The organism is Microbacterium sp. NPDC076895 (assembly GCF_040687115.1).
GTDB lineage: Bacteria > Actinomycetota > Actinomycetes > Actinomycetales > Microbacteriaceae > Microbacterium.
Genome location: NZ_JBFBMQ010000010.1, coordinates 15,762 through 41,216, shown reverse-complemented (window position 1 = coordinate 41,216; position 25,455 = coordinate 15,762). Strand labels below are relative to the sequence as shown.

Below are 25,455 nucleotides of genomic sequence, written 5' to 3'. Positions count from 1 at the left end.
CTCAGGCTAACGCTCCGACCGGCGCATCGCCGCTCTCGCATACCGGTTTCGGGGCGCGGAAACAACCCCGTTGTCGCGCGGCGTCGACGGTGACATCGTCACGGGGTGGCGAGCGCGCCCGACACGTGTCGAGCATGCTCCCCGACGTCCAACGAAAGGTGCCCCATGAACATCGCACTTCTGCTCGTCATCATCATCGCCGTCGTTCTGGCTATCGTCGGCGGCCTCAACACGGCCTTGAACTGGCTGCTCTGGGTCGCCCTCATTGTCGGTGTGATCGCCCTGATCGCATTCCTGTTCAGGGTGATCAGCGGTAGCCGCCGCTGACGCACCCGCGACGAACGGATGCCGCGCTCCTCGGGGGAGGGGCGCGGCATCCGTTTGCCGTGGCGGCGCCGAATGGCTACAGCCGGGTATTCACATACTCCGTGAGCGCGTCACGCACGAACTCGGCGCCGCCGTTGCCGCCGGCGGATGTCGCGTAGTTCGCCGCGAAGCGAGGGTCAGCCACATACATCTCCGCGAGCCCGAGGACGTAGGGCTTCAACGCCGTCTCATCCTCGTGAGCGGGCGTGCCGGGGATGGCCCGCAGCCACGCCACGTGACGCTCCGCGAGAGCCTGCGCCTCGGCCGAGCCGGGCGCGATGCCGGACTCAGCGGCAGCCGCCCAGGCCCGCGCGAGTTCAGCTGTCGTGTTCTTCCACGCCGTCTGCTGCTCCGCTCCGAGTGAGCGCCACCACGCGTCCGAGCTGGCGTAGGCCTCGGCGCCCCAGCGCTGCTCGACCTCGTCCTTGTAGACGGTGTGGTCGAAGCCGTCGAACATGTCGTCGTTCATCGTCGATTCACCTCCCTCCCATGATCTGATCGTGGATTCCACCGCGGCGATCTGCCGGGCGAGTCTTGCCTGCTCGGAACGGAGCCATCCGATGTGTGTGCGCAACGCTGCAGCGGGGTCCTGCTGCGCGTCCAGGACCTCGGCGATGTCGCCGAGCGCGAGCCCCAGGTCCCGCAGCAGCAGGATCCGCTGCAATCGCACGAGGGCCTCTGCACCGTAGTACCGGTACCCGTTCGCGCCGGTGCGCGTTGGGCTCAGGATGCCGATGGCGTCGTAGTGCCGCAGCGTGCGTGTGGTCACGCCCGATCGCTGCGCCACCTCGTGGATGCTCCATTCCGTCATGGCATCCACGCTAGAAGTTGACGTTGCGTCAATGTCAAGGAGGCAAACCGGGGAATCTTGCGTAACGCGTTATATCGCGTTACTCTGGAATCGCGTTATATCGCGTCTTTGCTTTCTTGTGATCAGAACGGAGCGGACCGTGACCCTCGAGAAGTGGCTCATTCACCCGGGAGAGACGCGCGTCATCGACCTCGCCGACGTGCGCACCCTCAAGATCGGCCTCGTCGGCGGACAGGTCGATGTCGTCGCGCACGACGAACCCGGAGTGCGAATCGAGGTGTACGGAGTTACGGTCAAAGACCTCCGCATCGAGGCGACCGGTGACGCCGTCGAGATCGATCACCCGCAGCTGCGCTGGGACAACTTCCTCGAGGCGTTCCGCAACTTCGGGTCCGGCGGCCCGAAAGCAGAGGTCAGCGTCGCCGTCCCCCGATCGGTCGCGCTGAACCTCGGCGTCGTGAATGCGAGCGCCCTCGTTTCGGGGCTTGAGGCCGGCGCACGCCTCAACACCGTGTCGGGCGACATCATCGTCGACGGCCTGAGCGGCGACGTCACGGTCAATGCGGTCTCGGGCGATGTTCAGATCCGGGACCTCACCGGCACCCTGTCGGCGAACAGCGTCTCGGGTGATGTCGCCGCGACCGGCAGCATCCGCAAGGCGACGATCGACACCGTGTCGGGCGACATGCTGGTCGACACCACCGGCAACGCCCACGCCATCAGCCTGAACACGGTCAGCGGTAGCTCAACGATCCGACTCGATGAGGGACTTCCGGCCAACTTCGTCGTGCGCAGCGTGAGCGGTCGCGTCCAGATCGACGGCGTGATGCGGTCGGGAAGCGGTGTGACCAACTACACCGGCTCGACCGGCGAGCTGAGCGGCTCCTTCGTGGACGTGCGCACAAATTCCGTCGCTGGCGGACTCACGGTGCTGCGCCGCTCCCCCGCTTCGACACCGGCGGATGCCCCGAGCGAGGCGGAGGGCCTGTGATGGCCCCCGTCTTCTCTCACGGCGACCTGCGCCTGTACCTGCTCTCGCTCCTCGACGAGGGGCCGCGACATGGCTACGACATCATGCAGGCCCTGTCGGATCGCACCGGCGGCACCTACACCCCGAGTGCCGGCACGGTGTACCCGCGGCTCGCGAAGCTCGAGGAGGAGGGCCTGGTGACCAAGACCGTCGACGGTCGCAAGACGATCTACGAGATCACGGATGCCGGCCGCGCCGAGGTGGCATCCCGCGCCGACGACCTCAAGAGCATCGAGGACGGTCTTGCCGATTCGGTGCGCCTGATCGCCGACGAGGTACGCGGATCGGTGCGTGAGGCGATGAAGAGCCTGCGCGCAGACCTCGCCGCCGCCAGCAGGGCAGAGCGCGAGGATCGCGATCAGCAGGTGCGGGACGTCACCGACGACCTGCGCTCCCTCTCGCGGGAACAACTGCACCGGGCCGAGGTTGCGATCAGCGAGTTCCGCGCGCAGGTGCGCGCCGACCTGCGCACGCACGTTGCCAAGGGCGGCACACTCGCGGCATCCGTCGTGGACGAGCTGGCAACCGGCCTCGACGAGGTGACCCACGCCATCACTCGCTCACTGCGCGGCTGAGGCCGGTTCGCCCCGCGGACCGATTGCAGGATGAATCGGCGTCCTCGCATGCTGCGGGGTCGTCGTGGCTCGGTCGATCCTGCGATCGGGCCGGTCAGCTGGTCGGCCAGAGGTCCTCGTCATCGGGTGCCGGCTCACCCAGGGGCACGACGAGGATCGGGCGCGCCTGCCGGTGGGCCAACCGGGCGGCCACCGACCCGGTGAAGAACTCGCGGATCGACTCGCCGATACCGCGCTTGCGTGTCCCGACGACGAGCAAACGGGCGTCGACCTGCTCGGCGAGGTGCTTGATGGCCAGCGCCGGGTCGCCGACGAGCTGATGGAGGCGCCAGTCGACGTCGATTCCTTCCAGCGCGTGGGCTACTGAGGCGCGCACGAGGTCGATATCTGCCTCGCCCGGCGCGATGTTCACGTCGATCGGAGCGGTGTGCACGTACCCGTCAGGATCCTCATATGTCACGAACCGGGTGACGTCGACGTGGGCCACAACCAGGGGCGCCTTCATCATGGCGGCGTACTTCGCGGCCTCCTTCACGACGCGGGGGTTCTGGTCGGGGACGACCCCGACGATCACCGCGCCGCGTACCGCCGCCGCGTCCAGGGGCGCCGTTGTGAGCTCTGGCCGTTCGTCCGCCATGGGGATTCCCTCCTCGACATACGGAGCCGAGGGGTGCACAGCCGCGGGCCCTCGAGGGCTCCGTGATATTCTGAATGCTACTCTTCCCGGCGAAAGACCGGATCGTGAATGCACGGGCTGCGGAGCGCGGAGACCCGCGCTTCAGCCCGCGGGTCAGAAATGAGGGGGTCTCGCATGGGGCGTGGCCGTCAAAAGGCGAAACACACCAAGATCGCCCGCGAACTCAAGTCCTACAGCCCGAGCGTCAACTATGCGGCGCTCGAGAAGGAACTGGGTCACCCGTCCGACGATGATCTGTACGTCGACAAGTGGGCCGATGAGTTCGACGACGAGGATGACGAACTCGACGAGACCGCCTGAGCGCGCCTCGTCCCGTCATCGCGCTCCCACTCAGGACTCCTGACTGGCCTCGACCCAATTGAGATACTCCTCCGTCACGGTTCCGGTGACGTAGCGTCCGTCGAAGCAGCTCATGTCGAGGTCCTCGACATCCGAGCCTTCGAGGATCGCCGCCTTGAGGTCGGCGACCTCCTGGTACACGACGTAATCGGCACCCAGCTCCTCAGCGATCTCGGGGATGGAGCGTCCGTGTGCGACAAGCTCGTGGCGGGTCGGCATGTTGATGCCGTAGACGTGCGGGTATCGCACGGGAGGGGCTGCCGAGGCAAAGGTCACGGATGTCGCACCGGCATCCCGCGCCATCTGGATGATCTGCTTCGAGGTCGTTCCCCGCACGATCGAGTCGTCGATGAGCAGCACGTTCTTGCCCTTGAACTCGCTCGACATCGCGTTGAGCTTCTGTCGCACGCTGCGCTTGCGGGCCGACTGGCCGGGCATGATGAAGGTGCGGCCGACGTACCGGTTCTTGTAGAACCCCTCGCGGTACTCGATGCCGAGCTTGCGCGCGACCTGCATCGCGGCGGGCCGGGATGAATCCGGGATCGGCATGACGACGTCGATCGTCCCCGCGGGGGTGTACTTCGCGATGGTGTCGGCCAGGCGGTCACCCATGCGCAGCCGTGCCTCGTACACCGAGATCCCGTTCATGATCGAGTCGGGCCGCGCAAGGTAGACGTACTCGAATGAGCACGGCACGAGCTGCGGATCCTCGGCGCACTGCTTCGTGTGCAGATGTCCGTCGAGGTCGATGAACACCGCCTCGCCCGGCATGACGTCGCGGACGACCTCGAACTCGCCGTTTTCGAGCACGAGGGACTCGGACGTGACCACCCACTCGTACGATCCGTCGGCTGCCCGTCGCGTGCCGAGGATCAGGGGTCGGATGCCGAACGGGTCGCGGAAGGCGAGCAGGCCGTGGCCCGCGATGAGGGCGATGGTGGCGTACGAGCCTTCGACGCGGGCGTGGACGCGGGACACAGCTTCGAAGATCTCGTCGGGCTCGAGATCGATCCCCGAAACCGTCGCCTGCAGCTCGCCGGCGAGGACGTTGACCAGGAGCTCGGTGTCGGAGCTCGTGTTCAGGTGGCGACGATCCTTGTGGAAGAGCTCGTCGGTGAGTTCGCGGGTGTTCGTGAGGTTGCCGTTGTGCACCAGCACGATGCCGTACGGCGCGTTGACGTAGAAGGGCTGTGCTTCTTCTTCGCTGGATGCTGTGCCCTTGGTGGCATAACGCACGTGGCCGAGCCCGATCGTGCCGAGCAGCGACCGCATGTCGCGCGTGCGAAATGCCTCGCGCACCTGGCCACGCGCCTTCGTGATGTGAAAGACCCCACTCGGTTCCGCCGTGGCGATTCCGGTCGAGTCCTGCCCGCGGTGCTGCAGCAGCAGAAGCGCGTCGTAGATCTCTTGGTTGACGGGGCCCCGCCCGACCATGCCGACGATTCCACACATGGGGTGTTACTGCGCTCCTTCGGCGAACGATCCGACCAGGCGAACGGCACCGCCGTCAACGCCCTTCGCCCCTTCCACGTACGTGCCACTGGGCCTCGGCCCGTCGGAGACAACGCCGATCTGCCACGCGGCAATACCTTCGGCGGTCAGGGCGGATGCCGCATCCGCTGCCCGATCTGCCGCGACGACCGCGACGAAGCCGATACCGAGATTCCACGTGCCCTCGGTGTCCGAGAGAGGGATGCCGCCACGGTTGGCAAGTGACTGGAACACCACCGGCGGAGTCCAGGTCGCACGGTCGACATCGACCCAGGTGCCAGCCGGAAGGACGCGCGCGAGGTTCGCAGCAATCCCGCCGCCGGTCACGTGGCTGAGCGAATGCACCCCGCCGCCGGACTGTGCGATCAGCCGCAGCAGCGGCGCCGTGTACAAGCGAGTGGGCTCGAGCAGAACCTCACCCCAGGTGGTGCCACCGAACTCGGCCGCGGCATCCGTGTACGACAGGCCGGATGCCGAGACGATGTGGCGCACGAGCGAGTAGCCGTTGGCGTGGAGTCCGCTCGAAGCGAGCGCGAGAACCACGTCACCGTTCTCGACGCGATCGGCCCCGAGCACGGCGTCAGCCTCGACGACGCCCGTTGCAGCTCCCGCGACGTCGTAGTCATCGACGCCGAGCAGGCCCGGGTGTTCGGCTGTCTCACCGCCGACCAGAGCTGTTCCGGTCTCTTCGCAGCCGCGCGCGATACCCGCCACGATGTCGGCGATGCGCTCGGGCACGACCTTGCCGCACGCGATGTAGTCGGTCATGAACAGGGGCCTGGCGCCGACGACGACGATGTCATCTACGACCATTCCGACGAGGTCTTGGCCGATGGTGTCGTGCTTGTCGATGGCCTGGGCGATGGCGACCTTCGTGCCGACGCCGTCGGTGCTCGTCGCGAGCAGCGGACGGCGGTACGAGCGGAGGGTCGAAGCGTCGAACAGGCCGGCGAAGCCACCGACACCGCCGAGGACTTCGGGTCCCTGGGTGCGACGGACCGCAGCCTTCATGAGTTCGACGGCGAGGTCACCCGCTGCCGTGTCGACACCTGCTGCGGTGTAGGGATTGCTGGGGGCGTTGTGGGACTCCACCCGAACAGCCTACCGGCGGTCAGTCGGCCGAGATGATGCGCTCGTGCTCGACCCGCATCGTGCGGGCGCGACGCGCGTAGATCCGGTCGAAGATGAGCGCCACCGCGCCGCCGAGGGCAACTCCTGCCGAGACGAAGATCAACAGGAGGAAACCGAAGACCTGCATCTGGGAGTAGACGAGGCCCGTGTTCGGGCTCTCTTGTGTCGTCCCGTCGAACAGGAACGTCAGGATCATCGCGACGAGCAGGCCCAGGGCACCGCCCAGCAGCAGGAAGACGGAGTACTTCGGGCTGCGCCGCACCGTCACCTGCTCGAGGTGGTCGTCACTCGTCGGGGACATGGTCTCCATTCTCGCACCCTCCCGCCCTGCGGGATTCGCGGGCGAGAGGGTGCGAGAGCGGCAGGGTCAGTCGTCGTGCGTGCCAGGCGCGGCATCCGACCCGCGGCGGCGGGCGACGAGCACACCAGCCGCGACGATCACCGCGAGAAGTCCGACACCCCCGGCGATCCAGGGCCACACCGGCGCTGCATCAGCGCTGGATGCCGCCTCCTCGGTCGTCACGAGCGCGGCATCCGCGGGCTCTTCGACAACAGCGGGGGCTGCCGTGACGCAGTCCGAGGTGACCGGGATCACGGCAGAGACCGGGTCGAGCTGCTCGCCGCTGGAGTACGTGCCGAAGGCGGCGGCTCCGGCATCCGTCAGCGTCGTCGGCAGAGCATCGAGCGTGATCGCACCGTCCACGACCTCGAGCGACGGCACCGCGAACTGCGCGAATCGCACTCCGGTCTCAGACACCGAGGCGCCATCCTGCGTCTGGCCCGTAACGTCGAAGACGAGGTATCCCGTGTCGCCGGCAAGCTCCAGGCGAGCGTTCGACAGCGTCGTGTCGAGCGCGCCGTCGTGGCCGGTGAAACGGATGCTTCCGCCGTAGGTCACCAGCCCCGTCATGGTCTCGGGGTCGATCGATCCCGTTCCGTCAGCCCACACGTAGTCGGGGTAGACGTATTCGACATCGCTCAGCTCCCACCCGCCGGCCGCGATCCCCTCGATGTAGACCCGGAACGACTCCTTGAAGCCCCACGAGAGCGTGGCACCGTCGACAGCGCAGGTGCCGATCGCCGCGGCCCGGGCGAGCGTGAACACGATTCCGCGGCTCACTGAGCCCTGCAGCGTGAGCGTGTGCTCGCCATCGGCGAGGCTTGCGGGGAGGGACCCGGTCCACCGCACGACGCCCTGCGCGTCAGCGGTGAGGTCGGTCGCGATCACCGTCGGGGTCGAGTAGACCACGAGTGCGATGCCGGTCTCGTTCGGCTGGAATCCGCCGACCTCGAGGGTGAAGGCCCCACCGGACTGGAGGGCGGTCAGACCCTCGTCATCCAGCTCGATGCCGCTCGTGGCCGGGGGCGTCGAGGGGATGCTGCTCGTGGTGGTGGTAGTCACCGACGCGGCAGCCACCGTGCCCGTGGCACCGAGCGGCGCTGCGGCAGGAGCGCCGATTGTGAACGTCACGGGAGCCAGGGTGGTCGAGAACCCGCCCAGGACCTGCGATACCGCCGCCGCGGTCAGCGTTGCCGGGGCGTTCGTGAAGGTCACCGCGCCGTTCGCCTCCGACCGCTGCGCGGCACCCAGGCCCAGCGTCGCGAACTGCACCTGGCGGCCACCGCTCGTGACGTACATCGATGCTGACGTCGGGGATGTGATGCGCACCTGCGGGTTCGCGATCGTCACATCCAGCGCACCCTCGTGCCCGAAGTACCGCACCGAACCGCTGTAAGAGACGGTTCCGGTGCCGGTGGACGGCGAGAACGATGAGGTCTCCGACTGGCCGAACCAGAACACTCCGCCCGAGCGCGTCGCGCCGTTGCCGACCGAGATCGCGCCCTTCGCAATGCTGCCCGTGACGTAGCTGTTGAAGCTGGTCGAGATCGCCCACGACATCGAACCTCCCGCCACCGGCGTCACCGGCTCGTTGGGTGTCGGGGTGGGCGCGGTGGGTGTCGGGGTCGGCGTCGGGGTGGGCGTGCCGCCGCCGGGGAAGAGGATGCCCCAGTCGGCGTTCGTGAAGGGTACGTCGGCACGCGCGTAGATCGTGTCGGCGGTCGGCAGGGTGTGCCCCTGCCAGACGATGACCTCATACTGCTTGCTCGCGTCGAGCTTCGCGGTCGGCGCGACGATGGTCTTCTCGAACGCACCGCCGACGATCGCGCCAGGGGTCATCCAGTACCCGAACGCGACGTACCCGCCGCTGCTGGTGACAGCGGACTCGGTGCCCTTCTCGATGATCGCCGCGTACGCTCCGGTCACCTCACCAAAACCAGAACCCGTGATCGAGACAGTCGCACCGTCTTCGGCATCCACCGACACCACCGACGTCTCAACAGCCGATACCGGCTCGGCGGGCGCGATGGTGATGGGAACCTCGAGTTCCTGCGCCGCGTTGGTCACGCCACTCGCGGCGTAGGTGAACACACCGTAGTGTCCGTCGCTCACGAGCGCGGACGGCTCGGTGACCGTGAGCTCAGCGGTGAACGACCCGTCCTGCGCGATGTCGACCCACTGGGAACGGATGGCGCTCTGGTAGTTCGACGGCACCTGGTTCAGCACGGACTCTGCGAGTGCCCACTTCTGGGAGCCGACCTTGCGGAGGCTGCTTGCCGCGCCGGTAGAGGGCTGCCACTGCTCGGCGAAGTGGCCGAACACGACGTAGGTGCCCTGGGGAAGCGTGTTCGGAATCGGCACACCCCGCCCGCCGACGTTCGCGTCGGGATCGAATCCGGTCCCGCGAACCACGAGTGTGTCACCGACGTGGACGCCGGTGTCACCGAGCGGCGTCACCCCGTCGGCGAGGAACACCTCGATCGCCGGCGCGGACGGGAACAGGGTGTTCCAGTCGGCGGTCGTGAAGGGAATGTCGGCGCGAGCGTAGATCGTCTCAGCCGTCGGCAGCGTGTGCCCCTGCCAGACGATGACCTCGTACTGCTTGCTCGCGTCGAGCTTCGCGGTCGGGGCGACGAGAGTCTTCGTGAACGCACCGTCGACGATCGCGCCAGGAGTCATCCAGTACCCGAACGCGACGTACCCGCCGCTGCTGGTGACCTGGGACTCCCTGCCCCTCTCGATGATCGCCGCGTACGCTCCGGTCACCTCACCGAGCCCGGACCCGGTGATCGACACTGTCGCGCCGTCTTCGGCATCCACCGACACCACCGACGTCTCAACAGTCGCCACGGGCTCGGGGTCGGGGTCGGGTTCCGGATCCGGCTCCGGGGCCGGCGCGGCGACCGTCACCGACGCGAACGTGTCCATCGTGCGGTTGGTGGCAGACAAGGCGTGGGCCGCGGATGTCGCAACGTGATACGCGACACCGGACTCGAGCGATCCCGCCGGGACGTTCAGCGTCGTCGTGAAGGAACCGTCGGTGATCTGCGCTGACTGCACCCACGCCTGGGCGATCCATCCGGAAGCCACGAGGGGACCGCCACCTGACCACACGGACTGCGTGCCGAACAAGACGTAGACGCCGTTGACGGCGCCGTCCCCGACAAAGCCTGTGCCCGAGACGGTGAGGGTGTGGGCAGCCTCGGGATCGAGGTCCGTCGACGGGCTCACCGTGATGTGCGGGCCTTCGGCGGCCATGACGGGAGGGGATGCGAGAGCGCCCGCGAGCACGAGCGCGAGCGTCAGGAGCGTCGCAAGCAGCGCGCGTGTGCGGCTCACGGGGACAGGAGTGATCAGACGGTCGGTCACAGGAATCTCCGGTCGGCAGCACCTGGTGGCGGCTGCGGTCGTCGAGTTTTGGGGGGATGCCATGAGTAAGGTTAGGTTTACCTCACAGGCAACTCGACGCTAGAGCACGCGTTTGCCGTCCGTCAACTTTTAGGTAAGCCTCTCCTAATATGATTCCCTCACGACGCACCCGGTTCGCCGTGATCTCGGCGATCGTCTTGGCCGCCGCGCTCACCGGATGCGGCTCGCTTGGCGCCCCCGGCGCCGACCCGTCGTGCCCGGATGCCGCGACGGCCCTCACTGCGCTCGACCTCGTCCCGGACGCGCGCGCCGCGACGGGTCCCTCGACCGCATGCCTGGACTCGAACGGCATGGTCGCGGTGGACGATACGACGGCGCCGGCACTTCCGGTGACAGTCACCGACGCCGAGGGCACCGAAGTCACCGTTGCCGATGCCAGCCGCATCCTGCCGATCGATATCTCGGGAACGATCGCCGCAACGGTCTTCGCGCTCGGGCTCGGCGACAACGTCGTCGGACGCGACTCCTCGACCGACCTCGCCGGCACCGAGGATCTTCCCGTGGTGACCAATGCCGGTCACACCCTCAACGCCGAGGCGATCCTCCAGCTCGCCCCGACCGTCGTGCTCACCGACGCCACCCTCGGCCCCAAAGAGGTCCGCCAGCAGCTTCGCGACGCGGGCATCGCTGTCGTTGTGGTCTCAGGCGATCGCCGCCTCGAGACCACCGACGACCTCATCGCCGAGATCGCCGCAGCCCTCGGCGTTCCCACCCGCGGCGACGCGCTCATCCAGCAGACGGATGCCGACCTTGCCGCGGCACGCTCGCAGATCGCCGAGGTTGCGCCGGCCAGCGAAAGCGACAAGCCCCGGATGCTGTTCCTCTACGTGCGCGGCAACGCGAACATCTACTACATCTTCGGCGCCGACTCGGGAGCAGACTCACTCATCGACGCGGTCGGCGGCATCGATGTGGCCAGCGAGATCGGCTGGGAGGGGATGAAGCCGATGACCGCCGAGGCGCTGGTTGCCGCGCAGCCGGATGTCCTGGTCATGATGACGCTCGGCCTGGAGTCGGTCGGCGGCGTGGACGGGCTGCTCGAACGCATCCCCGCGCTGCTGCAGACTCCGGCGGGCCACCATCGCCGCGTGATCGACATGGCTGATACGCAGATCCTCTCGTTCGGCCCCCGCTCGCCCGAGATCATCCTGGCTCTGGCCCGCGCGCTCTACGCACCGACCGACGCGCCCTCGGCGCCCACCCCGGTGCCGACGCCGTGAGCCAGGAGGTCGTCGTCCCGACACCGTCGCGGTTCCGCGCGTCTCGCTTCGCCAGCGTGACGGCACTGCTGGTCGTCGCGCTCGCCGTGACGGTGATCGTGTCGCTCGGTTCTGGGCAGTATCCCCTGTCGCCGACGGAGGTGATCGGCATCCTGCTGCGCTCGGTCGGGATCGGCAACGGCTGGGCTCCGGATGCCGCACCAGCCGCGGGCGTCGTGCTCGAGATCCGCCTGCCCCGCATCGTGCTCGGACTTCTCGTGGGATGGGCGCTCGCCGTCTCCGGCGTCCTCATGCAGGCGATCTTCGGCAACCCTCTCGCCGACGCCGGCGTCGTGGGCGTCTCATCGGGTGCGGCAGTTGGCGCGGCGGCGAGCATCACATTGGGCCTTGTGACACTCGGTGCCTGGACGACTCCCCTCCTCGCTTTCGCGGGGGGACTCATCGCCGTGTTCTCGGTCTACCTGATCAGTCGGGCGGGCGGGCGAACCGAAGTCGTGACGCTGCTGCTGACGGGCATCGCGATCAACGCCATCGCCGGCGCGGGCCTCGCGCTGCTGACCTTCCTCGGCACGACATCGACGCGCGAGCAGATCGTGTTCTGGCAGCTGGGGAGCCTCAACGGAGCCCTCTGGCAGAACATCGCCCTGGTCGCGCCGCTGGTGCTGATCGGGTCGATCGTTGCGCTCGTCGTCGCGAATTCGCTCGACCTCTTCGCCCTCGGCGAGCGCACCGCACGGCACCTCGGCGTGCGGGTCGAGGCGTTGCGGATCGTCGTCATCGTGACCGTCGCGCTCCTGGTGTGCGCCGCCGTGGCGTTTGCCGGCATCATCGCCTTCGTCGGACTCGTGATCCCCCACCTGCTGCGGATGGCGATCGGCCCCGCGCACCTGCCGCTCGTGATCACGAGCGCGCTGGGCGGTGCGCTGCTGATCGAGCTCGCCGACCTTGTCGCGCGCACCGCCGTTCCGTTGGCAGACCTGCCGATCGGCATGCTCACCTCCCTCATCGGCGGGCCGTTCTTCCTGTGGCTCCTGCTGCGAGCGCGCAAGAGCGCGGGAGGCTGGGCATGAGCATCCGGCTGAGTGCGCGCGGCGTCACGGTCCACCCGGAGGCCGCCCCCGCACCCATCCTCGAGAACGCGGATCTCGAGCTGCGGGCGGGCGAAGTCCATGCGCTGGTCGGCCCCAACGGCGCCGGCAAGTCGACCCTGTTCGGAGTTCTCGCCGGAGACATCGCCCCCGCGTCCGGGACTGTCGACCTCGACGGTGCACCCCTGGCCAGCATCCCCCCGAAGGATCTCGCCCGTCAGCGCGCCGTGCTGCTGCAGCAGAACGACGTGGCGTTCGCCTTCACGGTCGAGCAGGTCGTGCGGATGGGGCGCGCTCCGTGGGTCCGAACAGAGCGAGAGGATGCGGATGACGAACTCGTCGCCGCAGCGATGGCGGCAACCGACATCACCGCCCTCCGGCACCGGGCGGTCCGATCGCTCTCGGGCGGCGAGCGGGCGAGGGTCGCGCTTGCCCGGGTGCTGGCGCAGGATGTCGGCATCCTGCTGCTGGACGAACCGACTGCGGCGCTCGACCTGCGCCACCAGGAGGACGTGCTGCGCATCGCGCGCGATCGCGCAGCCGCCGGGGCTGCAGTCGCCCTGGTCGTCCATGATCTGAACGCGGCGTTGGCCTACGGCGATCGCGCAACGCTGCTCTCTCGCGGCCGAGTCGTTGCGACCGGCTCACCCACAGAGGTCCTCACGGCGGAGCGGATCGAGGAGGTCTACGGGCAGCCCGTCGACATCCTCACCCACCCCGTCACCGGAACCGGCGTCGTCGTCCCGAAGCGATAGTCGGCGCACCCCGGCACGGATGCCGCACTCATGGCCGGAGGGGCAGGAGGTGCGAGAAGTCGGCGCGGACGCCAGAGGCCCGGAGGGCCCCGGAAGTTTCGGCATCCGACCACCCGCTGACGCCCGTGGCGAGCTCGATGAAGGTGGCGGCATCCATCTCGACGACGTTGGGTGGGGTGCCGCGCGTGTGCCGCGGCCCCTCGATGATCTGTGTCGCCCCGAACGGCGGAACGCGGACCTCGACCGTCGCCCCCGGGGCCTTCTCGGCAAGCAGCTGGAGCAGATAGCGCACGGCAGTCGCAGTCTCGGGCCGGCCCGCTGTGCCGTCCGCAACGGCTCCGAGGGCGGCGCGTCCGGCTTCGGTCGTGATCTTGGGAGGCACGGTTCCACGCTACGCCGGTCGGTAGGCTGACCGGGTGCGAATTCTCGTCCTCGGCTCCGGTGCCCGTGAACACGCGATCATCACGTCGCTGCGAGACGAAGGGGAGGCGCACGAGATCTTCGCTGCCCCGGGAAACGCCGGCATCGCCCAGGACGTCACGGTGGTCGCCCTTGACGCAAACGACCCCGTCGCTGTCGCGTCGTTCGCGCAGACGGAGTCGATCGGTCTCGTCGTGATCGGACCGGAGGCACCGTTGGTGGCCGGGGTCGCTGATGCGCTGCGCGAGCGAGGCATCCCGACGTTCGGGCCGGGTAAGGCTGCGGCGCAGCTGGAGGGATCCAAGGCCTTTGCGAAGCGCATCATGCAGGCAGCCGGCGTCCCGACCGGGCGCGCGACCCACGCCGCCACGCTCGACGAGGTAGCCGCTGCCCTCGACGAATTCGGGGCTCCGCACGTTGTGAAAGCCGACGGGCTCGCCGCTGGCAAGGGAGTCATCGTCACCGGCGACCGCGACGCGGCGCTTGAGCACGCCGCGGAGTACCTCGGCACGGGCGGGGTGCTGGTTGAGGAGTTCCTGTCGGGACCCGAAGTGTCGCTCTTCTTCCTCAGCGACGGCGACACCGTGCGGGCGCTGAGTCCCGCCCAGGACTTCAAGCGCCTCCGCGACGGTGACCAGGGCCCGAACACCGGCGGCATGGGCGCTTACTCACCGCTCCCATGGCTGAGCGACCACTGGGGTGGCGAGGCGGCCTTCGTCGAGCAGGTCACCCGTGAGGTCGCTGAGCCCGTCATCCGTCAGCTGGATGCCGAGGGCACGCCGTTCATCGGCCTGCTCTACGCGGGCCTCATCCTGACCGAGCGCGGCGTGCGCGTGATCGAGTTCAACGCGCGCTTCGGAGACCCCGAGACGCAGGTCGTGCTGCCACGCCTGGTCGAGCCGCTGTCAGGGCTTTTGCTGGCGGCAGCCTCGGGCAACCTCGAAGACGTGGCGCAACCGACCTTCCACGACACCGCAGCAGTCACCGTCGTACTGGCGAGCGAGGGTTATCCCGCGGCTCCGCAGGTCGGCCGCCCGATCACGGGCACGGATGCCGCGGCATCCGTCGACGGCGTTCACCTGGCGCATGCCGCAACGGCCGCCGGGCCCGAGGGGCTCGTCGCGACCGGCGGCCGAGTGCTGAATGTCGTGGCGATCGGTGACGACTTCGGCCAGGCGCGCTCGCGTGCTTACGACGCGCTCTCGAAGATCACGCTTGAAGGCGGCCAGTTCCGCACTGACATCGCCGCCCGCGTCAGCTGACGGCCTGTCGCGGCTTGCGGTGGATGAACAGCGACGCCGCGACAGCGATGAGAATCACGGATGCCGGCAGCATGAGGGTCTGAGCCATCGCGGTCGAGAAGCCGTCGGCCACCGCGGCGGGCAGCGTGCCGCCACCGAAGCTCTCGGTGCTTTCGGCGGCTCCCGGCAGGTTCGCTTCGAGCCGTGACTGCATGAACGCCGCGATCGCAGCCGAACCGATCACCGAACCGACGGTGCGGGTGGTGTTGTAGATGCCGGCGCCAGCGCCCGCTTCGCGGGGCGACAGGCTGTTGGTCGCGGCGGTGGCCAGCGGTCCCCACATCCCCGCGTTGCCGATTCCCATCAGGGCCGACGGGAGCAGGAACATCCAGATCGGGGTGTCGACGTTCAGCATCGCGGCGTACCACCACAGCGAAACCGACACCAGAAGGATGCCGGGTACGAGCAGCCAGCGCGCGTCGGTGCGGTCGAGCCACCGGCCGGCCAGCGGTGCGAGAACTCCCGAGAGCACCGCCATCGGAATCAGCAGCAGAGCTGACTCTGTCGGCGTGAGGCCGCGGGCCAGCTGCAGGAAGAACATGAGCGGAAGCGCCATGGTCGTAACAGCGAATCCGACGGCGGCGATGGCGATGTTCGCGAGCGAGAAGTTGCGGTCACGGAAGAGCGGAAGCGGCACGAGAGGCTCGCTGCGGGTGCGCGCCTGCGTCCAGATGAAGATGCCGAGCAGGATGACCCCGACGATGATGAGTCCCCACACTGAGATGGGTCCCCAAATCACTCCCCAGTCATAGGCCTCTCCCTCTTGCAGCCCGAAGACGATGCAGAAGAGGGCAGCAGCACTGAGCACGACACCCACGATGTCGAAGCGGTGGCGGTGCGTCTCGAGTCGGGGCACCAGAACCGCCGCGAGCACGAACGCGATGACCCCGACGGGCACGTTGATGAAGAAGATCCACTCCCAGCCGAGTCCGTCGACGAGCAGGCCGCCCGCGAGCGGACCGACGAGCGTCGCGACGCCGGCGGTGGCTCCCCACAGGCCCATTGCCGCGCCACGGCGGTGCGGGGGGAATGTGCGGGTGATGACGGCCATCGTCTGGGGGGTCATGAGCGCGGCGCCGAGCCCCTGAACCGCGCGCCAAGCGATGAGCGCGCCAAGCGTCGGTGAGAGGCCGCAGGCCAGGGAGGCCCCCGTGAAGATCACCAGTCCGATGAGGTAGATGGTCTTGGGCCCGAAGCGGTCGCCCAGGCGGCCGGTGATCAGCAGCGGCACGGCGTAGGCCAGCAGGTAGGACGAGGTGACCCACACCACGTTGTCGAGGTTGGCGGTGTTCGGGTCGAGGGCCGCCTTGATGGCGGGGTTGGCCACAGCGACGATCGTCGTGTCGACGAGGATCATGAAGAACCCGATGACAAGCGCGAACAGGGCGGGCCAGGGGCTCCGTGCCGGAGCGTCGGATGCCGGCGGCGCAGGAGGGCGGGTGGTCTCGGTCATGAGCGTGCAGCTTCTCTCTGTGCGCGATAGACGGTTTCGTGGGGTTTCGGGTCGCCGCCCCAGGCGTAACCCGGGTCGGCAAGGCGATCGATGGTCTGGTGGAGCCACCGGGTCTCGGCGGCGAGCAGCGCTTCCTGGCGCTCGACCTCGATGAGGTATTGCTCGGGGACGCCATCGGCCCGTGCTGCGGCGAGTCCGGTCCGGTGCTCGGCGTAGTCAGCGTCCAGCTCGGTGGCACGCTGCCGGAGGAGTTCGATCACCTCGCTGCGCTCGAGGTTGTGCGCCTCGGCCAGAGCCACGCGGAACTCGACGGGGCGATCGACCCGCGGCAGTTCGGCGCGCAGCCACGCGCGCACCGCTTCGGCGCCCGCGGGCAGGAGCGTGTAGGTGGTGCGCGCGGGGCGGTTGCCGTCGCGGTCGCTGCCGACTTCGTCGATCAGGCCGGCCCGCTGCAGGCGCGCGATCGTGTGATAGAACGTGCCGTTCGTGATGGCGACTATACGGTCGTCGCGGCGGTGGCGCAGCAGCCGGATCATCTCGTACGGATGCATGTCATCCTCACGCAGCAGCGCCATCGCCATGATCGCGATCGGCGTCAGCGTGTGGTGCGCGGGTTTCACGGCGTGCGTCCTTCCAAATATGGTCCATATCGGCTAGTCCACATGGACTATACGCGCGTATCGGCATTCGGCCAAGCCGGCGGGTCCCCCCCTCGAATGCCAGTAGACACGCGGCACCCTGACCCGCGAAGATCGGCTCAGATCAGCCGTCACCGCGGATGTCAGGGCTCAGTGGGGAGGTCACCGATGGTTCGGATCCGTCAGCACCCGCGCGTGCGGGAGGCTCACGCAGATGACATCGACGGCGTCGTCCGGCTGTGGCAATCCGTTGCAGGCTCCGGTGGCGCGGTCTACTCGCTGGCCGAGGTCATCGCCTCGTGCCGCGAGGATGTCGCCATCGTTGCCGTCGTCGGCGAGGAGGTCGTCGGCGCCGCCGTCGGTCGGGCGGCGCACGCCCAGGGGTGGCTCGTCTTCTTCGCCCTCGACGACGAGGTCGATCCGGGTGTCGCGGGCGAGCTGCTCGATGCACTCGAACGCCGGATGGCACCGCTGGGGCTCGGAACCCTGTCGGCCCTCGTGTCCGAGGAGGGCGGCGGAGCCCAACACCTGGTACAGAACGGCTTCCACGAGCAGCGCCACCTGCGCTACTTCGAGCGTCGACTCCCTGTGCAGCGGCGTGAGCTGGATCTGCTGAAGGAGGTCGGTGGCCGCGTCCTTCCCCGCGACCTGTGGAACGCCGTGGCGGGGATGCGGCAGGAGAAGAACCTGCTCGAGGAGCGCCTCGTCGCCCCGCTCGCACAACCCGAGCTGGCTGCCCGGTTCGGGGTCGTGGCACCGCGCGCTGTCATGCTGTTCGGCCCGCCCGGAACGGGGAAGACCACATTTGCCCGCGCCGTCGCGTCCCGCCTCGACTGGCCGTTCGTCGAGCTGTTCCCGTCCCGGCTGGGTGATGCGCCCGGCGGGATGGCCAGCGCCCTACGCACCTCGTTCGAGAAGATCGGTGAGCTCGAACACGCCGTCGTGTTCATCGACGAGGTCGAGGAGATCGCGTCCCGCCGCGGGGGCACACCACCCTCACCCACGCAGGGTGTGACGAACGAACTGCTCAAACTCATCGCCGAGTTCCGTGACCGTCCGGGTCGCCTCTTGGTGTGCGCGACCAACTTCGTACGCGCACTGGATGCCGCCTTCCTGCGCCACGGGCGGTTCGACTACGTTCTGCCGATCGGATTGCCCGATGCCGAGGCCCGCGAAGCAATCTGGACGCGCTACATCCCGATCGACTCCCTCGGCGAACTCGATCTGCCGAAGCTCGTGCAGGCAAGCGACGGTCTGACCCCCGCGGATATCGAGTACGCCGCGCGACGTGCCTCGCAAGAGGCGCTCGGCCGAGCGATGCGCGAGGGAGACGCAGCGACGGGGCTCGAGACCGAGGACTACCTCGCGGCGCTGGCCTCCACTCGCGCAACGGTTTCGCCCGAAGCGGCAGCGGAGTTCACCGAAGACATCGAGTCGCTCGCTCGCCTGTGACCGGTGCCCGGCACCGGCCTGTCATCGGCCCACGGCAGGGGACGGCGACCTGCGAGAATGCTCGGGTGACAGATCACGGCGCTCCCGTTTCGCTGCCCGGATGGCATCCCGTCTACTCCGGCAAGGTCCGTGACCTGTACCTTCCCGACGACGAGACCGACCCCCGGATGCTGGTGGTCGCGAGCGACCGCGTCAGCGCGTTCGACCACGTGCTCGAGCCCGGCATTCCCGGCAAGGGAACACTGCTGACCACGCTGAGTCTGTGGTGGTTTGCGCAGCTCGCGGGGGCCGACGGGGGCGTGCCGATTCCGAACCACCTCGCGGGCGACCAGGGCGAGGTTCCGGATGCCGTGAGCGGCCGGGCCATGCTCGTGCACCGCCTCGAGATGTTGCCGATCGAGTGTGTCGTGCGCGGCTACCTGACCGGGTCGGGCTGGGCTGAGTACGCCGCGGGCGGCACGGTGTGCGGCATCCAGCTGCCTGCGGGACTCAGCAACGGAGACCGGCTTCCCGAGCCTCTGTTCACCCCCGCCTACAAGGCGCCGCTGGGCGAACACGACGAGAACATCACCTTCGATCAGACCGCCCAGCTCGTCGGCGCCGACCGCGCGGCTCAGCTACGCGACCTTTCCCTGGAGACGTACCGCCGCGCCGCCGAGACTGCCGCCTCGCGCGGACTGATCCTTGCCGACACGAAGTTCGAGTTCGGCATCCGTGACGGCGAGCTGACCCTCGCCGACGAGGTGCTCACGAGCGATTCGTCCCGCTACTGGGACGTCGAGGCCTGGCGCACCGGAACGACTCCGGCCGAGCGCATGGCAAGCTTCGACAAGCAGATCGTGCGCGACTGGCTCGCCGCAGCCTGGGACAAGACCGGCACGCCCCCCGAACTGCCCGCCGAGATCGTCGAGCGGACTGCCGAGAAGTACCGAGAACTCATCGACCGCCTGACGAGCTCCTGACCCCGACCCGGCGGCGGGACTGCCCTCAGGAGCTCTGCCGGACGATCAGCTCCGTGTCGAGAATCGTCGCGTGCGGGGGCGTCCCGCCGGCGAGCAGGTCGAGCAGCACGCTCACCATGTGCTCCCCCTGCTCGAACGACGGTTGGCGAATCGTCGTGAGCGGTGGGTCCACGGTTTCGGCGACCGGTGAGTCATCGAAACCGATGATGGCGACATCCGTCGGCACCTTCAGCCCCGCGCCGGCGAGCACCGAGATGGCACCCTGGGCCATGAGGTCGCTCGCGATGAACAGCGCGCGCGGCGGCGGCCCGGCGTTCAGGATGCGGCGCATCGCGCCTGCACCACCGTCGGTCGTGAACCCGCCGTCGGCGTGCGCCCCCTCCGGAAGGCCTGCTTCGGCGAGCGCCTGCCGGTATCCGGCGAGGCGGTCCACACCACCGGGCATCGTGAGGGGCCCGGTGATCGTGCCGATGTCGGTGTAGCCCCGTTCGATCAGGTACCTGGTGGCGTCGTACCCGGCGCGGACGTTGTCGACATCCACGTAATAGTCGGTGCCCCGCTCGCGCACCGGACGGCCACCGTAGACCACGGGGACTGCTGCCGCGATGCGATCGATGAACGTGTCACTCGTGTGGTGCGAGGCGATCAGCGCGCCGTCGACGCTTCCCGACCGCAGGTAGCTCGTGGTCTTGTCACCCGGGTCGTCGCTGGCGATGAAGAGGTTGAGCACGTAGTCCGACGAACGCAGCCCCGCATTGATCCCCGAGACGATCGCTGCAAAGAACGGGTCGCCGAAAAAGCGTGTCGTGTCTTCGGGCACGACCAGCGCAAGGGCGCGGGTCTGCCGACTGGCGAGCGAGCGGGCGGCACGATTGGGCACGTAGTTCAATTCGGCGATGGCGCGATTGACGGCATCCAGTGCCGCGGGGCTCACCGCCGTCGAACCGTTGACGACGCGAGAGACCGTCGATCGCGAAACGCCGGCAGCTGCAGCGACCTCTTCGATCGTCACAGCACCGCGAAACGGGGTAGCCCGTACAAGCTCCTCGCCCACGACGGCCTCGCTCATTGTTCCACCGTCCACGTGGGTATCCTCCCTCGGCGGGCGCCTCGCCTAGGGCGATTCGGGTAGCGCCCGCGCGGCGATGATCTCGCGGTAGCGGGCACCGCTGTCTTTGACGACCCGCTCCTGCGTGTCGTACTCGACTCGTACGATACCGAACCGCTTCGCGTATCCCCACGCCCACTCGTAGTTGTCCATGAGTGACCAGTAAAAGTACCCGCGCACATCGACACCGGCATCCGCCGCGTCGAGGATCGCCGCGAGGTGGTCTTCGAGAAAGGCGGTACGGGCGGCATCGTGGACGCGGGCCCCGCCGGCTTCGTCGACACGGATGTCGTCAAAGGCAGCACCGTTCTCGGTGACGTACAGCGTGACACCGGCCGGCTCGGCGTAGTCGTCCCACACGCGTCGCAGCAGGGTGGTCAGACCCGAGGGCTGGATCTCCCAGTTCATGGCCGTGCGCGGCAGGCCACGGTCGTGCCAGAAGATTCCCTCGTGCGAAGGGAACGGGGACGCCGTCTCTCGCTCGGTGGGAGCCTCGCCGCCGCCGGGGCTGACCGCCGGGGGCGTGCCGCCGACGAGTTCGCCGTGGTAGTAGTTCACCCCGAGGCTGTCGATCGGCGTCGAGATCACGGCGAGGTCGGCATCCGAGACCGCCCCCTCCCACTCGGCTACCGCGGCCGCGTCGACGGCACGGATGTCTTCGACGATGTCGGCCGGGTATGAACCGCGGAAGATCGGGTCGAGGAACCACCGGTTGAACTGGCCGTCGATGCGGCGGGCAGCGTCCAGGTCGGCTGGCGCGTCGGTGACGGGTTCGGCAACCGTGAGGTTCAGCGTGATCCCGAGGTTCAGCGACTCATCGCGGGCGCGTAGTTCGCGCACGACCTGCCCGTGACCGAGCAGTAGGTGGTGCGAGGCGAGCATCCCTTCGGCGACGCTGAATCGCCCAGGGGCGTGGATCCCGGCGGTGTAGCTGAGGAACGACGAGCACCACGGCTCGTTCAGGGTGGTCCAGACCTTGACGCGGTCGCCGAGGGCATCGTGCACGTCAAGCGCGTACTCGGTGAACAGGTCTGCGGTCTCACGCGCGGCCCAGCCGCCACGCTCCTGCAACGCCTGCGGCAGGTCCCAGTGGTAGAGCGTGAGCCACGGCAGAATGTCGGCATCCAGCAGCTCGTCGACCAGGCGCTTGTAGAAGTCGAGCCCCGCTGGGTTGATCGCGCCGCCGTCGGGGCGGATCCGCGACCACGAGGTCGAGAAGCGGTACGTCTGCAGTCCGAGGTCGCGCATCAGCGCGACATCCTCGCGATACCGGTGATAGTGGTCGCACGCGACGTCGCCGTTGTCGGCGTTGATCACCGCTCCCGGGACGCGGCTGAAGGCATCCCAGATCGAATCGCGGCGCCCGTCTTCGTGGGCAGCGCCCTCGATCTGATAGGCCGCGGTCGCTGCGCCGAACAGGAAGTTCGTCGGGAACGGGCGTGCCGACACGGATGCCGTTGCCACGGTTTCGGTCGAGAAATTGGTGGTCATTTCAGCCTTTCACTGCTCCCGCCATGATGCCGCTCACGAGTTGCTTGCCCGCGAAAATGAAGAGAATCAGGAGCGGAATCGTAGCGAGGATCACTCCGGCGAGAACGATCGAGTAGTCGACGAAGTAGTTGGACTGCAGGAGCGACAGCGAGACGGGAAGCGTCGGGTTCTGCCGGTCGAGCACGATGAACGGCCAGAAGAAGTTGTTCCAGGCCGTCACGAAGGTGAACAGTCCGAGCATCGCGGCGGCGGGACGAGCCGCCGGGATGCCGATGGTCCAGAAGGTGCGGAACGAGCTGGCACCGTCGACGCGTGCAGCCTCGATCAGCTCATCGGGCACCGCCTGCTGCAGGTACTGCGTCATCCAGAACACCCCGAACGCCGTCACGAGCGCGGGAATGATGATCGCGCCGATCTGGCCGGTCCATCCGAGGTCGGAGAACAGGATGTACAGCGGCACGACGCCGAGCTGCGTGGGAACCGCCATGGTCGCGATCACGAAGACGAGCAGCCAGCGGCTCCCCGCGAAACGCAGTTTCGCGAAGGCCCATCCGGCAAGCGTCGAGAAGAAGACCACGGATGCCGCGATGACCACCGAGCTCCAGATGCTGTTCCACAGGGCCAGCCAGAAGTTCACGGCGGGGTTGGAGACCACGGCAGCGGCGTTTGCGAAGAAGTTGCCACCGGGGATCCACGACATGTTGGGGTCGCGGATCGTGCTCGAGTCCCCCGAACCGATGAGGATCGACCAGTAGTAGGGGAAGAAGCACCCGAGCAGGAAGACACCGAGGACGGCGTACGTGACCCATCCGGGGCGCTGGCCACGGATACCGCGGCGGCGCCGAGGCTTGCGTTCCTCCGGCGGGTATTCGTCACGCGGGGCTACCGGGATCGGCTCGACGGCGGTCATCGCACGTCCTCCTTGGATGTCGGTTCGGCGGCGGACTCGGCCGCCAGTCGTTCGCGCGCCGCGCGGCTCTGAGCACGCCTCTCGCGGCGGCTGAGTTCACCCCGGCCGCCTTCGGTGCGCACAACGCTCTGGGTCACGAGCAGGTTGATGACACCGATCACGAGGATGATGATGAACAGGATCCAGGCAAGGGCCGCGGCACGGCCGAAGTTCCACTCACCCCACCCGATGTTGTAGAGCCAGAGGGTGATGGTCAGCCACTGCGAGTCGGCCCCGCCGGTGCCGTACTGGTCGTACATGCGCGGCTCATCGAAGATCTGCAGGCCACCGATCGTCGAGGTGATGATGACGAAGATGAGGGTGGGTCGCAGGCTCGGGACCGTGATGGAGAAGAACTGCCGGATGCGTCCCGCACCGTCCACGGTCGCTGCTTCGTAGTAGTCGCGCGGGATCGCCTGCATCGCGGCGAGCAGGATGAGGGTGTTGTATCCGGTCCACCGGAAGTTGACCATCGTCGCGATCGCGATGTGGCTGGCGAAGGCATCCGAGTGCCACGGCACTGCCGGGATACCGATCGAGGCGAGGAAGTTGTTCACCAGGCCGTACTGGTCGGCGAACATGTTGCTGAAGATGAGGGCTACCGCTACCGGAGCCATGACATAGGGGACGAGGACGCCCATGCGCCAGAACGTCTTGGCGCGGATGTTCTGGTCGAGCATCGCCGCGATGAAGATCGCGATGATCAGCTGCGGCACGCTCGAGAGCAAGAAGATGCTGAAGGTGTTGCGCAGCGCAATCCAGAACTTGGGGTTCGACAGAACCCATGTGTACTGCTCGAAGCCGATGAACTCGCCGGAGTTTCGGACCAGGTCCCAGTCCATGAACGAGATCACTGCCGTGTAGGCGATCGGGAAGAGTCCGACCACGAAGAAGAGGATGAAGAACGGCGAGATGTAGAGGTAGGGCGAGAGCTTCAGGTCCCACCGGCTGAGCCGGTGCCCGAAGCCGATGCGCCGAGGCGTGCGGCCGGGGGTCTGCGCCGGGGCATCGGATGCCGGGCGGGCGAGTGTGCTGGTCACGAGAGCTTCCTGAGATCGAGGGGGGATGTGCTGCGGACCCGGCGGGTGCCGGGTCCGCAGCCGGGTTATCAGCCGATCAGATCGACTTCAGACACCCACTGGTCCCACGACTGCTGCGCGGTCTGCGTGCCGTCTTCGACACGGGTCAGCGCCTTCTGCATCGCGTCGTTGATCTGGAAGTAGTACTGGCCCTTGAACGGTGCAACAGTCACCGCGTTGGCACGATCCGTGAAGATCGAACCGACCGGGGCGTTGTTGAAGTACTCGTTCGTGGAGTCCAGCAGGATCGGGTCAGCCAGAGCATCCACCTGGCTCGGGAACGTTCCAGCGTCCTCGAAGGCGGTGATCTGCTGCTCCGGAGCGGTCAGCCAGTCGGCCAGCTGCTGGGCAGCGGCGACGTTCGCGCCGTTGGCAGGGACGGTCAGGTACGAGCCGCCCCAGTTGCCACCGCCGCCGGGGAACACGTTGGCGATGTCCCACGTGGTGACGTCGGGCGCGTTGCCCGAGATGACGCCGAGCATCCAGCCCGGGCAGAGCATCGTGGCGTAGTCACCGTTGGCAAGCCCGGCGAACCAGTCGTCGCCCCACTGCTGAAGGTGAGCGGACTGCGTCGAGCTGGCGTCGAGGACGGCGTTGTAGATGTCCTGGACCTCGGGGTTGGTGGTCGCGATGATCTCGCCGGTGGCCGGGTCTTCGTAGGCAGCCTCGACCTGGTTGATCATGCCCTGGTAGGTGGCGCCGGCCGAGTCGAACCAGGCCTTGCCGGTGGCGTCGACGTACTGCTGACCGACCGTGAAGTAGGTGTCCCAGTCGCCCGTGAGCAGGTCGGCGACAGCGGCGGGGTCGGTGGGCATGCCAGCGGCCTCGAGCAGGTCGGTGCGGTAGCAGACCGCCTCGGGCCCGATGTCGGTGCCGTAGCCGATCAGGTTGCCGTCGGGGTCGGTGGCCGCTTCGACCTTCCAGTCCAGCCAGCGGCTGGTGAGGTCGCTGGGCACGGGGGCCAGCAGGTCCGCGTACTGCATGACCTCGGGCAGCCAGTCGACCTCGATGGCCTCGATGTCGGCAAGACCCGTCTTGCCCAGCTTCTGGAAGTAGTTTGCGCGAGCGTCGTTGGACGTCGCGGCGACGTTGTGCACGATCGTCACGTTCGGGTTCTCATCCATGTACTGCTGAAGCAGTGCATCGGTGTACCCGAAGTCGTTGAAGGTCGAGATCGTGAGGGTGATCGGCTCGTCGGGGTTGACGGTTTCCGATCCCCCGCCGCTGCCCGAGCAGCCGGCGAGGACGAGCGCGGAGGCGCCGAAGGCGGCGGCGACGATCGCGCTGCGACGGAAGGCACGTGATGACACAGTCACTCCTTTGTGTGATG

24 protein-coding genes are annotated in these 25,455 nt (G+C 67.8%); 10 read left to right on the top strand and 14 right to left on the bottom strand.

The annotated features are described in order from the left end of the window. Nucleotides 1-165 precede the first annotated feature (165 nt). A complete protein-coding gene (locus tag AB0O89_RS10050; protein WP_292712937.1) occupies nt 166-327 on the top strand; it encodes a hypothetical protein in 162 nt (53 codons plus the stop codon). Between the two features lie 76 nt (nt 328-403). On the opposite strand, the gene AB0O89_RS10045 is transcribed toward AB0O89_RS10050, so the two are convergent. Next, nucleotides 404-1,177 (bottom strand): MerR family transcriptional regulator, encoded by a 774-nt coding sequence (locus AB0O89_RS10045; protein ID WP_363497004.1) that lies wholly within the window; start codon nt 1,175-1,177, stop codon nt 404-406. 139 nt (nt 1,178-1,316) lie between these two features. On the opposite strand from AB0O89_RS10045, the gene AB0O89_RS10040 reads away from it, so the two are divergent. Beyond that, entirely contained in the window at nt 1,317-2,168 is an 852-nt protein-coding gene (locus AB0O89_RS10040; protein ID WP_363497001.1) for a DUF4097 family beta strand repeat-containing protein, read from the top strand. Further along, nucleotides 2,168-2,782 carry a PadR family transcriptional regulator gene (locus AB0O89_RS10035; RefSeq protein WP_363497150.1) on the top strand — a complete coding sequence of 205 codons (615 nt, stop codon included), beginning with the start codon at nt 2,168-2,170 and terminating at the stop codon, nt 2,780-2,782. Before AB0O89_RS10040 ends, AB0O89_RS10035 begins: the two co-directional genes overlap by 1 nt. 94 nt (nt 2,783-2,876) lie before the next feature. On the opposite strand, the gene AB0O89_RS10030 is transcribed toward AB0O89_RS10035, so the two are convergent. Beyond that, nucleotides 2,877-3,419, bottom strand: coding sequence for a universal stress protein (locus AB0O89_RS10030; protein WP_363496998.1), 543 nt, complete (start codon nt 3,417-3,419; stop codon nt 2,877-2,879). 174 nt (nt 3,420-3,593) lie between these two features. Here AB0O89_RS10030 and AB0O89_RS10025 point away from each other — a divergent pair, with 174 nt between their 5' ends. After that, entirely contained in the window at nt 3,594-3,779 is a 186-nt protein-coding gene (locus AB0O89_RS10025; RefSeq protein ID WP_228179361.1) for a DUF3073 domain-containing protein, read from the top strand. Nucleotides 3,780-3,809: 30 nt separating this feature from the next. On the opposite strand, the gene purF is transcribed toward AB0O89_RS10025, so the two are convergent. The 4 genes from purF to AB0O89_RS10005 are packed head-to-tail and all read right to left on the bottom strand — an operon-like array spanning nt 3,810 to nt 10,119. Further along, nucleotides 3,810-5,270: an amidophosphoribosyltransferase gene (gene purF / locus AB0O89_RS10020; protein WP_363496994.1), complete on the bottom strand. Its 1,461-nt coding sequence runs from the start codon at nt 5,268-5,270 to the stop codon at nt 3,810-3,812. Between the two features lie 6 nt (nt 5,271-5,276). Continuing rightward, nucleotides 5,277-6,401, bottom strand: a complete 1,125-nt coding sequence (purM, locus tag AB0O89_RS10015) for a phosphoribosylformylglycinamidine cyclo-ligase (protein ID WP_292712926.1) — start codon at nt 6,399-6,401, stop codon at nt 5,277-5,279. A 19-nt stretch (nt 6,402-6,420) separates the two neighbouring features. After that, nucleotides 6,421-6,750, bottom strand: coding sequence for a potassium transporter Trk (locus AB0O89_RS10010; protein ID WP_292712924.1), 330 nt, complete (start codon nt 6,748-6,750; stop codon nt 6,421-6,423). A gap of 57 nt (nt 6,751-6,807) precedes the next feature. Next, nucleotides 6,808-10,119, bottom strand: a complete 3,312-nt coding sequence (locus tag AB0O89_RS10005; RefSeq protein WP_363496990.1) for an HtaA domain-containing protein — start codon at nt 10,117-10,119, stop codon at nt 6,808-6,810. 179 nt (nt 10,120-10,298) lie between these two features. Between AB0O89_RS10005 and AB0O89_RS10000 the strand changes: the two genes are divergently transcribed. From AB0O89_RS10000 to AB0O89_RS09990, 3 genes are read left to right on the top strand one after another with little or no spacing between them, the layout of a single operon-like run. Further along, entirely contained in the window at nt 10,299-11,429 is a 1,131-nt protein-coding gene (locus AB0O89_RS10000) for an ABC transporter substrate-binding protein (protein WP_363496987.1), read from the top strand. Continuing rightward, the gene (locus tag AB0O89_RS09995; RefSeq protein WP_331790882.1) at nt 11,426-12,499 is read left to right on the top strand and encodes an iron ABC transporter permease; all 1,074 of its coding nucleotides are present in this window, start codon (nt 11,426-11,428) and stop codon (nt 12,497-12,499) included. The genes AB0O89_RS10000 and AB0O89_RS09995 overlap by 4 nt, the downstream gene beginning before the upstream one ends. Then, on the top strand, nt 12,496-13,272 hold the full coding sequence (locus AB0O89_RS09990) for a heme ABC transporter ATP-binding protein (protein WP_363496984.1): 777 nt from the start codon (nt 12,496-12,498) through the stop codon (nt 13,270-13,272). Before AB0O89_RS09995 ends, AB0O89_RS09990 begins: the two co-directional genes overlap by 4 nt. A gap of 28 nt (nt 13,273-13,300) precedes the next feature. Here AB0O89_RS09990 and AB0O89_RS09985 read toward each other — a convergent pair whose 3' ends face one another. Beyond that, nucleotides 13,301-13,654, bottom strand: a complete 354-nt coding sequence (locus AB0O89_RS09985; protein WP_331790884.1) for a sterol carrier family protein — start codon at nt 13,652-13,654, stop codon at nt 13,301-13,303. A 34-nt stretch (nt 13,655-13,688) separates the two neighbouring features. On the opposite strand from AB0O89_RS09985, the gene purD reads away from it, so the two are divergent. After that, a complete protein-coding gene (gene purD / locus AB0O89_RS09980) occupies nt 13,689-14,954 on the top strand; it encodes a phosphoribosylamine--glycine ligase (RefSeq protein WP_363496980.1) in 1,266 nt (421 codons plus the stop codon). Here the strand turns inward: purD and AB0O89_RS09975 are convergent. Both AB0O89_RS09975 and AB0O89_RS09970 read right to left on the bottom strand, forming a co-directional pair. Further along, nucleotides 14,947-16,446 carry a DHA2 family efflux MFS transporter permease subunit gene (locus tag AB0O89_RS09975; RefSeq protein WP_331790886.1) on the bottom strand — a complete coding sequence of 500 codons (1,500 nt, stop codon included), beginning with the start codon at nt 16,444-16,446 and terminating at the stop codon, nt 14,947-14,949. The genes purD and AB0O89_RS09975 overlap by 8 nt on opposite strands. Then, entirely contained in the window at nt 16,443-17,066 is a 624-nt protein-coding gene (locus AB0O89_RS09970) for a PadR family transcriptional regulator (RefSeq protein ID WP_363496976.1), read from the bottom strand. The genes AB0O89_RS09975 and AB0O89_RS09970 overlap by 4 nt, the downstream gene beginning before the upstream one ends. A 186-nt stretch (nt 17,067-17,252) precedes the next feature. Between AB0O89_RS09970 and AB0O89_RS09965 the strand changes: the two genes are divergently transcribed. Both AB0O89_RS09965 and AB0O89_RS09960 read left to right on the top strand, forming a co-directional pair. Next, a complete protein-coding gene (locus AB0O89_RS09965) occupies nt 17,253-18,536 on the top strand; it encodes an AAA family ATPase (RefSeq protein ID WP_300592460.1) in 1,284 nt (427 codons plus the stop codon). 65 nt (nt 18,537-18,601) lie between these two features. Further along, nucleotides 18,602-19,498 carry a phosphoribosylaminoimidazolesuccinocarboxamide synthase gene (locus AB0O89_RS09960; RefSeq protein ID WP_363496972.1) on the top strand — a complete coding sequence of 299 codons (897 nt, stop codon included), beginning with the start codon at nt 18,602-18,604 and terminating at the stop codon, nt 19,496-19,498. 25 nt (nt 19,499-19,523) lie between these two features. On the opposite strand, the gene AB0O89_RS09955 is transcribed toward AB0O89_RS09960, so the two are convergent. From AB0O89_RS09955 to AB0O89_RS09935, 5 genes are all read right to left on the bottom strand, one after another. Beyond that, entirely contained in the window at nt 19,524-20,567 is a 1,044-nt protein-coding gene (locus AB0O89_RS09955) for a LacI family DNA-binding transcriptional regulator (protein ID WP_363496969.1), read from the bottom strand. Nucleotides 20,568-20,612: 45 nt separating this feature from the next. Next, a complete protein-coding gene (locus tag AB0O89_RS09950) occupies nt 20,613-22,097 on the bottom strand; it encodes a GH1 family beta-glucosidase (protein ID WP_331790890.1) in 1,485 nt (494 codons plus the stop codon). A gap of 1 nt (nt 22,098) precedes the next feature. Beyond that, nucleotides 22,099-23,007: a carbohydrate ABC transporter permease gene (locus tag AB0O89_RS09945; RefSeq protein ID WP_292712900.1), complete on the bottom strand. Its 909-nt coding sequence runs from the start codon at nt 23,005-23,007 to the stop codon at nt 22,099-22,101. Next, a complete protein-coding gene (locus tag AB0O89_RS09940; protein ID WP_363496965.1) occupies nt 23,004-24,086 on the bottom strand; it encodes a sugar ABC transporter permease in 1,083 nt (360 codons plus the stop codon). Before AB0O89_RS09940 ends, AB0O89_RS09945 begins: the two co-directional genes overlap by 4 nt. A gap of 68 nt (nt 24,087-24,154) precedes the next feature. After that, on the bottom strand, nt 24,155-25,435 hold the full coding sequence (locus AB0O89_RS09935) for an ABC transporter substrate-binding protein (protein WP_363496962.1): 1,281 nt from the start codon (nt 25,433-25,435) through the stop codon (nt 24,155-24,157). Nucleotides 25,436-25,455 lie beyond the last annotated feature (20 nt).